The organism is Microcoleus sp. T2B6 (genome assembly GCF_036700475.1).
In the GTDB taxonomy this organism is placed as follows: Bacteria; Cyanobacteriota; Cyanobacteriia; order Cyanobacteriales; family Microcoleaceae; genus Microcoleus.
Genome location: NZ_JAUBOZ010000159.1, coordinates 1 through 11,505, shown reverse-complemented (window position 1 = coordinate 11,505; position 11,505 = coordinate 1). Strand labels below are relative to the sequence as shown.

The 11,505-nt window shown below is 44.2% G+C and carries 10 protein-coding genes and 1 pseudogene; 5 read left to right on the top strand and 6 right to left on the bottom strand.

The window, feature by feature from the left end; translation table 11 throughout:
* Window positions 1-143: 143 nt before the first annotated feature.
* On the top strand, window positions 144-596 hold the full coding sequence (locus tag QUA00_RS34665; protein ID WP_333413044.1) for an NADAR domain-containing protein: 453 nt from the start codon (window positions 144-146) through the stop codon (window positions 594-596).
* 370 nt (window positions 597-966) lie between these two features.
* Window positions 967-3,972, top strand: a complete 3,006-nt coding sequence (locus QUA00_RS34660; RefSeq protein ID WP_333413042.1) for a GAF domain-containing protein — start codon at window positions 967-969, stop codon at window positions 3,970-3,972.
* A 72-nt stretch (window positions 3,973-4,044) separates the two neighbouring features.
* On the opposite strand, the gene QUA00_RS34655 is transcribed toward QUA00_RS34660, so the two are convergent.
* The 4 genes from QUA00_RS34655 to QUA00_RS34640 all read right to left on the bottom strand — a co-directional run bounded on the left by QUA00_RS34655 (window position 4,045) and on the right by QUA00_RS34640 (window position 8,283).
* Window positions 4,045-4,653 carry a DUF4276 family protein gene (locus QUA00_RS34655; RefSeq protein WP_333413040.1) on the bottom strand — a complete coding sequence of 203 codons (609 nt, stop codon included), beginning with the start codon at window positions 4,651-4,653 and terminating at the stop codon, window positions 4,045-4,047.
* Window positions 4,650-5,795 carry an AAA family ATPase gene (locus tag QUA00_RS34650; protein WP_333147422.1) on the bottom strand — a complete coding sequence of 382 codons (1,146 nt, stop codon included), beginning with the start codon at window positions 5,793-5,795 and terminating at the stop codon, window positions 4,650-4,652. Before QUA00_RS34650 ends, QUA00_RS34655 begins: the two co-directional genes overlap by 4 nt.
* Window positions 5,796-5,968: 173 nt before the next feature.
* Window positions 5,969-6,745, bottom strand: coding sequence for a pentapeptide repeat-containing protein (locus QUA00_RS34645; RefSeq protein WP_333413037.1), 777 nt, complete (start codon window positions 6,743-6,745; stop codon window positions 5,969-5,971).
* A 209-nt stretch (window positions 6,746-6,954) separates the two neighbouring features.
* Window positions 6,955-8,283, bottom strand: a complete 1,329-nt coding sequence (locus QUA00_RS34640; RefSeq protein ID WP_333309451.1) for a transposase — start codon at window positions 8,281-8,283, stop codon at window positions 6,955-6,957.
* A gap of 74 nt (window positions 8,284-8,357) precedes the next feature.
* On the opposite strand from QUA00_RS34640, the pseudogene QUA00_RS37020 reads away from it, so the two are divergent.
* Together QUA00_RS37020 and tnpA are read left to right on the top strand one after the other, a co-directional pair.
* Window positions 8,358-8,426: pseudogene (locus QUA00_RS37020) on the top strand (IS200/IS605 family transposase); the annotation flags it as partial.
* Window positions 8,427-8,529: 103 nt separating this feature from the next.
* Complete coding sequence (gene tnpA / locus QUA00_RS34635) at window positions 8,530-8,895, top strand: IS200/IS605 family transposase (RefSeq protein WP_333413045.1); 366 nt, start codon at window positions 8,530-8,532, stop codon at window positions 8,893-8,895.
* 148 nt (window positions 8,896-9,043) lie between these two features.
* Here the strand turns inward: tnpA and QUA00_RS34630 are convergent, their stop codons facing one another.
* Entirely contained in the window at window positions 9,044-9,688 is a 645-nt protein-coding gene (locus QUA00_RS34630) for a pentapeptide repeat-containing protein (protein ID WP_333290385.1), read from the bottom strand.
* A gap of 1,088 nt (window positions 9,689-10,776) precedes the next feature.
* Between QUA00_RS34630 and QUA00_RS34625 the strand changes: the two genes are divergently transcribed.
* The gene (locus QUA00_RS34625; protein WP_333413035.1) at window positions 10,777-11,214 is read left to right on the top strand and encodes a helix-turn-helix domain-containing protein; all 438 of its coding nucleotides are present in this window, start codon (window positions 10,777-10,779) and stop codon (window positions 11,212-11,214) included.
* Between the two features lie 49 nt (window positions 11,215-11,263).
* Here QUA00_RS34625 and QUA00_RS34620 read toward each other — a convergent pair.
* A partial coding sequence (locus QUA00_RS34620) for a hypothetical protein (protein WP_333413033.1) occupies window positions 11,264-11,505 on the bottom strand: 242 nt, incomplete at its 5' end.

Genomic DNA, 11,505 nt, shown 5'->3' with positions numbered 1-11,505 from the left:
CAGCACCCAAAGAAGCGTCAACCCACCAGAATTTAAGCAATTGTCAATTTTTGACTGGCTTGAATAGATGGAATCCCGCGGTACGGCCGGGGTGGATGTCAAATTCTACCTAAATCCTGTAAAATATAAAATCTCAAATAATTATGATAATTTATTTTTATAAAGTAGAGGAGCCTTACGGCTGCTTTTCTAATTTTTCACTACACGACATTTGTCTGCACGGTCAATATTGGTTGACTGTGGAACATTACTATCAAGCCCAAAAATTTGTCAGCACTGATGAAAGGTTAGTGGCGGCGATTCGAGCCGTAGCAACTCCTCAAGAAGCTGCTAAATTAGGTCGCGATCCCAACCACCGGATTCGCGCTGATTGGGAAGCCGTGAAAATTCCCATTATGCGCGAAGCAGTTTTAACTAAGTTTCTCACTCATACAGACATTCAAGCTATTCTCATCGCCACAGGGGATCGAGTCATTGTCGAGGATTCGCCCACGGATTACTACTGGGGGTGTGGCTGCGATCGAACCGGTCAAAATCATTTGGGTAAAATTCTGATGAGCGTGCGCCAAGAAATTAGTCAGCACCAGGGGCGCTGATAGAAGCTCAAATTCTTTCGTTAATTCTCATTATATGAAGTTCTACAACAAATGTCAACTTATCCTAACAATGAAGAATTCTCCTAGTGAGAGTTTAAGATTGCGAGAAATTTATAAGAGCATTAAAATAATAATTACTATTTGCTTAAGTCGCTCTGCCTGTTGAAGGCAAGGATTAAACCGGCGCGATCGCAGATTTTACTTACCCCAGCCCACCAGAGGCGATACACCGTCGTCTCTGACAAGTGCGCGACGGATTAATTGTACAGATCGGTTGAGTCAAAAACTCAGGGTGAGGCATTTGAGTTTAAACGCTCCCACAGCACATCAAAACTTCTTATTATCATTGTATAAGTACAAAAGGAGATTTATGCAACTCAGAGAAAATACGCAAGAATTACATTATAAACTAGACAGAGAAGTTTTGATACGGCGGATAACAGAACGCATTCGCCAATCTCTAGAATTAGAAGATATTTTAACCAGTACGGTAGCAGAAGTGCGGTCTTTTTTGAAAACAGATCGCATTATGATTTACAGGTTTAGTGCCGACGGCAGTGGAGAAGTTGTTGCTGAGTCAATTAATAACAACCATCTCCCTTCCTTGAAAGGACTGCACTTTCCAGCAGACGACATTCCTGCCAGGGCCAGGGAGATGTATGTCACTTTGCGCCAGCGGACAATAATAGATGTTAACTCCGGGACGATCGTCCTGAGTCCCCTCGATGCAGCAGACACAGGTCAACCTTTAGTAAAGGAAGAGATCCACTACAGATCGCTCGATCCTTGCCACACAGCTTACCTGATGGCAATGGGAGTGCAATCTTCCTTAGTCGTGCCGATTTTGCACCGCAGGATCGCGTCGGAAAACAGCAAAACAGATATCTGCCAGGCTGCCACGTGTCTGACTCGATACGAGCCAGGAAATAATCAAAAAATTCACATCGAACTGTGGGGACTTTTAGTGTCTCACCACTCCGCGCCCCTCAATATTTCACCAGCAGATTTAGAAGTAGTTCAGCTCGTATCAGATCAATTGTCTAGCGCTATAGCCCACGCGCTCCTCCTCCAGCAAACCCGCTCTCAAGCGGCCCGCGAAGCTACCGTGAGCCGCATAGCAGCCCTGTTGTATGGTCACGTAAACATTCAACTGCAACAGGGTTTAGAAGCCACCGTCACCGCTTTGGGCGGTAGCGGCGGCAGACTCTATCTCAACCAGCCGAAAATCAACGGTGAAAAGTTATCATATCCCAAGATTGAAGGAGGATTGCCAATTGCCCCAACCCACAGTGATGCTACCTTTGAACTGTTCACCACAGGAGAACAACCGACACTTCCCAACTGGGAAAAAGTTAAGGCGATCGAAGCTCATCCCCTCTGGCAGGAATGGCTAACTAAAGGATTCAAAAATACCGAACAAATTCCCAACTTGGCGAGTTTTACTAATTCTCAATTCCCCGTTGGGATAATTACAGACTTATACAAAGAACCTCTATTTAGAGTTTTAGTTCCCGCTTTCCAATCTACTAAAATTAGGGGGTTGCTGGTAATTCCCCTCCACTACAAACAACAAGTAGTCGGCTGTTTGACCATTTTTCGCAATGCAATTGATACGGAAAAAATGTGGGCGGGCAGCTTTGACAGCAGCGCGGCACAAACCCTTCCCAGACAATCCTTTGAACTCTGGCGAGAAATAAAAAAAGGTCAGTCGCCCGAGTGGAAGTACGAGGAAATTGAGCAAGCTTTAGCTATAGGCAGCCAATTTTGTTCGGCAATTGGGCAGTACGTTCTTAATAAAGAAGTGCAAACTCTGAATGCCAACTTGGAGCGCCAAGTTCAAGAACGCACCGCCCAATTGCAAAAATCCTTGGACTTTGCCAAAGTATTGACGCGAGTTAGAGACCAGATTCGCAGCACCTTAGATTTAAAAATAATACTGCAAACTATTGTGCGAGAAGTCAGAGTTTTGTTGGATACCGATCGCACCGTAATCTACCAATTTGCTGCCGACAAAGAGGGCGAGGTAGTTGTCGAAGCTGTTTGCGGCCAGTGGCGGTCAATTTTAGGTATCACATCTCCACAAGGATGCTTTCCCGAAGGCTCAGAGTGCTTTTATAGAGCCGGACGGGTGCGAGCAATTAATGATATTTATACTGATGATTTAACACCCTGTCACCGCGAATTTTTGGAAGAGTTGCAGGTGAGAGGAAGTTTAATTGTGCCCATGATGGGCAAAGATTCGCAATTGTGGGGGTTGCTGATTGCCCATGAGTGTTCTGGGCCGAGAGTTTGGCAAACTGCAGAACAGGAATTGCTGCAACATTTAGCTGCTCAAGCTGCGATCGCCATTCACCAAGCAGAACTTTATCAAGAAAGTCTTAATGCAGCAACTGCCGATCGATTAAAAGCCGAACAGCTAGCTAAAACAGTCACAGAATTGCACAATACCCAAGCCCAACTGATTCAAACCGAAAAAATGTCCAGTCTCGGACAACTCCTGGCCGGAGTCGCCCACGAAATCAATAACCCCGTTAACTTTATCTACGGCAATCTCTCCCACGCCAGCGAATACACCAAAGATTTACTCTGCTTGGTAGAACTCTACCGCCAGCACTACCCCAATCCCCACCCAGAAATTAGCGAGTGTTCCGAAGCAATCGACATCGAATTTCTTGCCGAAGATTTGCCAAAAATTTTGGGTTCCATGACAGTCGGAGTTGAGCGCATCCGCCAGTTAGTTGTATCTTTGCGTAATTTTTCCAGGAGCGATCAAACCGAGAAAAAAGCCGTTGACATTCACGAGGGCATCGACAGTACCCTGTTGATTTTGCAGCACCGGATCAAAGCCAATTCCGATCACGACACCGTAGAAATCATTAAAGAATACGCCAATTTGCCCTTAGTAGAATGCTATGCCAGCTCGCTCAATCAGGTATTTATGAATCTGATAGGTAATGCCCTTGACGCCCTAGAAATGGGAAAAAAAGAGCGAGTTATGAATCTTCCCTTTAAAGCGGCAAGTGCAGCGGCGACGCATTTAAGCTCCCAAATACTGCCTATCGAGTCAGGAGATATAAATGCGACCACCGAGTGTTTGATTCCTGATTTCCCATCCCCTTGCATTCGGATTCGCACTGAATTAATCGATGAAAAAACGGTAGGAATTTGCATTGCCGACAATGGTCACGGCATCCCCAAAGAGTTAATCTCTCACATATTTAATCCGTTTTTTACTACTAAACCCGTAGGTCGGGGCACGGGTTTAGGACTGTCTATCAGTTACCAAATTGTAGTTGAGAAACACCAAGGCGTACTTAAATGTGTTTCTGTACCCGGTCATGGTACAGAGTTCTGGATCGAGATTCCGCTGAATTAACTAGAACAACCTAAAAAACTTAACACCCAGAGTCCCGACTTCTTTAAGAAGTCGGGACTCTAACATCGGACATCAAGAAATTATTTTATCTTCATCGCAGAGAGAGATAATTCGATTCACAAAAGCTTTTAGCTCTGGACAAGCTTTAATCGCAATCATCAGATCGTTGTTTTTCAAAATAGCCATTCCATCAATCACTTTGTTATAGTCTTTTCCGCGTTTTCCAGAGCTAAAAATCTCCTTAATCCAATAGTAAGGTGGCTTTTGATGATTCACTGTTTCAGGCGAACCGCTAGGAGCAGAAAGATTGTGTTTCGCTAGCTTCTGGATAGTTGTCCAGTAGGGAAGAAGCCATGCTTCAAAATCATGTGATGCTGTGTGAGGATAGAATTTTGGGTTTTCACCTACCCATGTCCTCATTTTCTCTTTAGCATCATTGGCATCTTTAAAGTCCGGCTTTCCGGTATAAACGTCTGTAAGTGCAATTACAGCATCATAGCCATCATTATCGAGGAGAGTTTCAACTATTTTCTTGAGTTTCCCTTGCTTGGGAATTCCACCATGTTGTGGTTTAAAGTCTAGTCTGGGCATTTTTTGCTCTAAACGACTTTGCAGAAACTCATGAAGCTTCTTTCTAAATGCCATTTCAGTAGCACCTTCAACCAAAATAGCAATTCTCATGGACGGCCACCCATCACATTCATTTCCCAAACCTGGTCAAGACTGTAATCTTCTAACCATTTATCCAGGTTAAGAGTGTCAGCCCACCTCATTTTTGCCTCCCCTTCTTCCAAATCGCAGACCAAAATCTCGCTTGGATCGAGAAATCTGATGAGTCGATCTGAGTGTGTTGCAACTATCAGTTGAGTGTGTTTTGAAGCTTCTCTCATTAGATAAACTAAGTGTCTTAAGAGTTCCGGGTGTAGGCTAACTTCTGGTTCATCTAGCAACGTAATAGTTGTTAAATTTTGACTTTGCAGGAGCGCAACCAACCAGAGGAAGCGCAGCGTTCCTTCTGATAGCTCATGGACATAGAAAGGCTGAGGAAAATTTCTATCTGTCCAAGTCATAGACATAGTTCCTGCGGCAACCGGAGGAAAGTTTAATCTATCGAAATCTGGAAAGGCAGCAGAAATGATATTTTCAACCATTTCAAAACTGTCTCGATCCGTCTCCCGAAGGTCATAAAGACAGGAAACGAGGTTTTCACCGCTTGCTCCAGGCAACTTTGCAGGGCGCATTGCTTGAGGTAGACGGATTGGACTTTTCTCTGAAACATCGAGTGCTCCATAATATGTGCAAGAAGCAAGGCTCTTTCTCAGGTTCTCAGGTTCACTATACATTTTAGGAACTTGAGAAAGCGATGTTTCGAGAGGATTATGCTCCCAATTCGGTCTCAGAAGTTCACTGCCTTCTTGAAAATATTTAATATTCAACCCTTGTGATTCAATATACTTGAATGGTTCAGCTCTGTTGGGATTTCTCTGCTGTGTTAAAGATTCGTCTCTGACTTCATAGGACAAACCTTTGGGTGACAATGTTAAGCTGTACTTCAAAGGTTGTTCCTTTGGCACTTGCATTGAAATTTCAATTTCAAGTTCTTGTACTTTACCTCTTGTCAAAATTTCATTCAAGCCGCCTTTAAGTTGTAATAAATTATGTAAATTTCCACTTGCTGAAGCGGCTAGTATTGAAAGAACATCTAAAAAAGAAGTTTTTCCTGCTCCGTTTGCACCAATCATGACGATGAGATTTCTCATCTCAAGCTCAATATTTTGAAGACGCCGAAAACCCCTTACTGATATATTTTCAAATCTATTCATATTCCGTCCTTAAATAGTAAAACTAGCCTAGACACATATATTGAGACTAGGCTAAGTATATCTGCCTTACAGACATTAGAGGTTTAGTAAAGCCAGATGGGTGTATGAAACGCTCTGCATCGCTTGAGTTGGTGCAGCATGAAAAGTCGTTGGAGCAGGCCGTTCACAAGTCCTTAAGGTAAGATCAACTTCACCAGCACAGAACCGATCGAACCGAGAAGACTCATAAAGTCGCCTCGGCTGGAGGTGCGGGGCTCCGTAGGCTTTTGGCGCGCCACAATGGCTTCGCCTAACTGCTTTGACAACTCCTCACCTTGGGGATTTCCTTGATCTGCAAAGAGTTTGTTTGCTATTGCAGCGTCTTGAGCCGCACCGGCGAACTCTCCCAAGTCAGCGCGAGACATACTGCGCGCAAAATAAACGGCTGCTAAATCCGATTTCAGATTCAGGGCTTGATTGTAATAATCAATGGCGTTTCTGTAGTTTCCTGCTTGAGCTTCCAGCACTCCCAACCGGTAGAAGTCTTCAGCGGTGCCGATATTTGTTGGCATTCCTCTAGCTCCGAGCAGTTGCGCGTTAGTTAAATTGGCGTTGAGCAAATTGGCGTCGCTGAGATAGGCACTTCTCAAGTCAGCACCGCTGAGGTTGGCACCGGTGAGGTTCGCCCCCGTCAGGTTGACGCCAAACAGGCTGGTGCCGCTGAGGTTGGCACCGCTGAGGTCAGCCCCGGTGAGGTTGGCTCGGCTGAGGTTAGCCAATCTCAAGTCAGCACCTTTGAGATTGGCTCCGGTTAAGTTGGCTAAAACCAAGCCAGCACTGCTGAGGTCGCAGTTGGGGCACTGTCGGGTGGCTAGTAATTGTTGCGTGTGTTGGATGTTCTCGGCCGCTGCAGGAGCGATCGGGGCGATCGCGCTCAGCAACGTTGCAGCAGCGATGATTCTGAGTTTCATTTTAACCGTCCAAAATCCAAAATATTAAATCTAAAATAGCTTTTCTCGAAGCAATTGAAAATCACCATAACACAAGTTCACCCAACAAATCTTTTGACTTGCCGTATGTAGGAGTTATGTGCGCCATCAGCACCCTAGATTGAAGTTCTCGGCCTTACCTGAGTGTCAAATAAACACTTCGCTGCCAATAAATTAGGGTATTGACACTCTCAGGCCTGAAGGCGCTGAGATTCTGCGGACAAAGCAGCTTTAGGCAGCGCCCAAAGTCTTACTCTCGCTACGGTGGTCAAACACCGTCTACTCAGTTGGTCAAGGTTTACACCTAACTTACTGGCTACTTTTCTTAAAATGTTGGCCGAACCGTTTAGATCTGCGTTAATTACAGTTCCGTCAGCAGAGCGATACAAGCCACGTTTAATTCGTTTTCCAGATGCTTTCCACTCAGGCGGTTTTTCACCATATCTGGGCAGGGAGTCTCCATCTAAAAAGCTAGCTTTAGAACTGTATGCTTCTTCTGTTTCAGTAAACTTAATACCGTGCAATTTGCAGAGTTGCTTTAATCGGTCTTTCAACTTTACTAAAGGCATTTGAACAAATTTTTGATTGTTCAGTTTACCCATGTCGGCCTTGGATTTAAAACCTTGGTTCCATCCAATCACTAAATTACCGATACCATGCTTTAAGCAGTGGTCAATAATTAATTTAGCCGATTTGTTGAGTCCGTCGCGCATTTGGTGATTGCGCTTGCGGGTTACACGGTCTAGCCAGCTATCCCAATAACCTGTGGGCTTTCCTTCCTTCCTGGTTGCAACTTTCTTATTCCATAGCTGATTCATTGCCTTCATAGCGCGAGCATCAATCAAGAAAGAATTTCCTAACGTGTCAACGCAAGCAGCTAAATTCTCAGCAGTTCCCAAATCGATTGACAGCGCTTGACTAGGATCTAAATCGTGCTTCTGTAATTCTACTTCGTAAGACATTTCCAAGTAGAAAACACCATTTTTAGGGAGAATAGTGAATTCTTTAACTTTAGAGTAATCAATGTTCGACGGCATGGGCAGAAAGAATTCAGAAATCCCAAACCACCGCCGCACTGTCACACCCAAGGAAAATCTCAACTGATTGCCGACAAGTGTTGGCTTCAGTCCTCCAGAATTTGGGTAAGCTACTTTGAACAGCTTAGACCCTGTTAGATAGCTCGGAGGCTTAGGCTTAAAGTGCAATTGATTCTGGACGTACAAAGCCCTTAACTCTTTGAAACTTTTAAACGCCTCCGTAACTGACATCAAGGTTTGTTGCATGGGGGTTGAAGGCAACGACTTAGCAACAATTGACTTGGAAATTGACGGTTCAAAAGATAAATCAAATTTTCCAGTCAGCAGTTTTCCTGTCTTGAAAAATGTCTGACGAGCTAAATAGACAGCACTGTTATACAGGGTGCCAGATTGCCGACAAAGATAATCTAATACCGCCTCAATTTCTTCAGTGGGAGATAGCAATACTTGCTGTATTCCCATTGTTCTTTTGACTTTAGCCACCTCTTTTTCCTAAAAGTGATTTATTCAGTTTAGATAAGTAGAGTTGACAATTCAATCGATATCAACAAAACTTTATGTTGCCACTTCCCGAATACCAAACGCACAACCACGTTAAGTTCCTACTTAACTACCACTTCGTGTTTATTCCTCAATAGTCCGGACAGTTTTTAATCACTAACGGCAGAATGCGAGTTTCAGCCTTCTCAGGGAGGTCAAATGCTAACGGTAGAATGAGGGTTTCAGCCTCTGTCTCAAAAACTGTCCGGAGTATTGATTCCTAAGCGTCGCAAGAAAGTTCTGGTCGGTGACATAGTAACTAGACTTCGAGAAATATTTTTAGCGCTTTCAACCGAGAAAGGTTGGGATCTTCTAGCCTTGGAGGTAGCGCCAGATCACGTACATCTGTTCGTAGCTGTTAAGCCGATGGACACCCCTGCGTTGGTGATTAAAGTATTCAAAGGGCGTTCTAGTCACCATTTAATGGCTGAGTTTCCTGAACTGAAAAAGCTGCCATCTTTATGGACGAGCAGCTATTTTGTTAGTACAGCAGGCAATATTAGTAGCGAGGTCGTGAAAAAATACATAGAAGACCCCCATCATTCGGCAAATTAAAGAAGAAAGAACACGGGGATTGAAATCCCCGTGTTCTTCCTTCTCAGGGCTAAAGCCACGCTCGTTTCCCGCTTCCCGTAAAATTTTTATGAAAAGCTCATTACCCTTTAGCCGCTGTTCTCGGCAACCATAAAAATTAACAAATAAATTAGTCGTGAATCGTGCCGTCGGGCATCGTTGTACCCTTAAGATATACTCCGCTCAGGTTGACTTTTGTGAGGTTTGCTCCCAACAGGTTGGCTCCGCTTAAGTCTGACGCACTTAAAATCGCTTCAGTCAAGTCTGCCCTAATTAGACTCGCCCCCATTAAGTCGGCTCCGCTAAGGTCTACTTTACTCAAGTTGGCCCCAATTAAATCGCATTCTGTGAGTACGGCCCTACGCAAGTTTACTCCGTAAAAATTTACTCCGTGCAAGTCGGCACGGCTGAGTGTTGCCCTTGATATGTTGGCTCCAATTAAAGTTGCTTGGATCAGGGAAGCTCCGCTCAAGTCTGCTTTACTGAGATTGGCTCCCATCAACTCAGCTCGATGCAGGTTAGCTTCAAGTAAAAGTGCTTCTGTGAGGTCGGCTCCACCTAAGTCTGCTTTGCTCAAATTAATCTTGCACAAATTGGCTTTGCCAAAGTTGACTCTGTTGAGTTTGGCTTTGCTGAGATTGGCTCCAATCAGGTCGGCTTCATACAGATTGGCTCCAATCAATTCTGCTTCGTAGAGGTAGACCTCGTGCAGGTAGACCCCGCTAAAATTTCTTTCTCCTATTGCATATAGCTTGAGCAGTTCGTCAACGTTCATTGTGGCTTCTCTACACCTTTTAAATGAAGAATACTGTCAGCAAGCTGGTTGCACCGGATGTTCTGCAGTTTTAGATTCTGAAATATTCACACCCAGGGTGAAACTTCCCTCAATCTGCAACGTTTGAGTATAAATTAGATGGTTTGGTCAGGGTGAAGGACAAAGCTGCATTCTCTTTTCCCTTTGGTTAAAAATTTATCTTTCAAAATTTTAACAACAAGTTCGATCGCACTTCCTAACTAAATCCCAAAGATTCTACGTGGAAACTCCGATCCAACCCATAACTTTTTATGGGTTGTTGAGCTTACTGAGTAGCAATGTGACCAAGATCACAAAAAACTCCTAGTAGGATCACATAGGAACTCCGCTTTCGATCACAGCAGGCGGGCAAAAATAGCCGATACTTATACTGTAATGCTGAGAAATTGACAATGCCACCCTCGTCGTGTTTTACTCAATTGGCGATAAAGCCAGTAGTTTCACGGATAGTTGCCCGCTTGCTGTGAAAGTCGGTTGCAACGTCACTCGGCGCTACCCGCTCCGGGTAATGAGAGTGTTGATGTATCAATATTTCTCGCACAGCGAAAGCCAGAAATGCACTTCGGGGAGTAGGGGAATGTCTGTATAAAAATGCGATCGCTGGTGTACAGACATTCGCCTGTTTGCTAGCACCTAATGACTAAAAATCGCCCATACGTTCGCAAAAATTACCAATAGATACCAGGAAAACCATGATAGATGTTTAACAAGAAGAGAATAAATGGTATTCCTTAAGAGTCACCTATTGTCGCTAATCTTAGAGTCGATCGGTTAACGGCTATCAGTATTAGCAATGACGCTTGTCCATCAAATACAAAACTGACCCAGAAACCGGGTTTTTTACAAAAAAAATCGTTGCAACCTTGCTCCAGGTTAAAATAATCTGGTTTTTGAGGGTCTGAGTGCCTCCAGGAAGGAAAAAGTTTAATGAGAACGATCGCTTTTGTATTGCTTCAGGGCAAACAAAAGGTCAGCATTTAGGATAGGAGCAGCTTTTGCTCCATTGTCAAACAAAGGTATTGTAGAACGCGAATCGTGAGGTAATTGATATGGCTGGAGTATGTAAACTTAGCATCACAGAGACAATTGAAGAACTAAAAAACCTGTTAACTGAACAAAAAACGGCAAGTGGCTTTCAAAAGATTCAAGCACTTTACCTGTTCAAAATTTGTCACGTTAAGACAGTTAAAGAATTGGCAATGACGATCGGGGTAAATCGAATTACAGTGCAGCGGTGGCTGAGAAAGTACCGATCTGACGGACTCGAAGGACTCCTCGAAACAAAGCACAGCGGCGGCCGCAAGCCGGCCATTCCTCCTCTGGCCCGCGCTAGTTTGGCAATGCGCCTCAGCGACCCCCAGGAAGGCTTTAAAAGCTATGGAGAGATTCAAGAGTGGTTGCAGCAGGAATACAGCATTGAAGCTTCCTATAAAGCGGTTTATGCAACAGTCAGATACCAGCTAAAAGCCAAGCTGACGAAAGTCTAGACAGTTCATACCACGTCGGATTAAGCACCGATTATCTAATGGTTAACCGTCAGCTTTTGAAGATTTTGAGGAGTTGCGTCATTACGACAAACCTGACTAATCGTTTTTTAACAAAACTCGCTCTCCTCAACTGCGGATCATATAAATTATATGTTGTGGCAATGGGGGTGAAGGGGAGAAGATTTGATGCTTTTCCCGCGTTTGTGAAAGATGCGTGAACTAACCTGACGGTCAACGGAGTTAGAGTCGATAGGAGCGTTACCACTCCTACCTCTCCTTCAGAACGGAACG

Excerpts from the sequence above, each read along its gene's own strand:
- QUA00_RS34665 (WP_333413044.1), top strand. The coding sequence starts at position 144 with ATGATAATTTATTTTTATAAAGTAGAGGAGCCTTACGGCTGCTTTTCT.
- QUA00_RS34660 (WP_333413042.1), top strand. The coding sequence starts at position 967 with ATGCAACTCAGAGAAAATACGCAAGAATTACATTATAAACTAGACAGA.
- QUA00_RS34655 (WP_333413040.1), bottom strand. The coding sequence starts at position 4,653 with ATGAGAATTGCTATTTTGGTTGAAGGTGCTACTGAAATGGCATTTAGA.
- QUA00_RS34650 (WP_333147422.1), bottom strand. The coding sequence starts at position 5,795 with ATGAATAGATTTGAAAATATATCAGTAAGGGGTTTTCGGCGTCTTCAA.
- QUA00_RS34645 (WP_333413037.1), bottom strand. The coding sequence starts at position 6,745 with ATGAAACTCAGAATCATCGCTGCTGCAACGTTGCTGAGCGCGATCGCC.
- QUA00_RS34630 (WP_333290385.1), bottom strand. The coding sequence starts at position 9,688 with ATGAACGTTGACGAACTGCTCAAGCTATATGCAATAGGAGAAAGAAAT.
- QUA00_RS34625 (WP_333413035.1), top strand. The coding sequence starts at position 10,777 with ATGGCTGGAGTATGTAAACTTAGCATCACAGAGACAATTGAAGAACTA.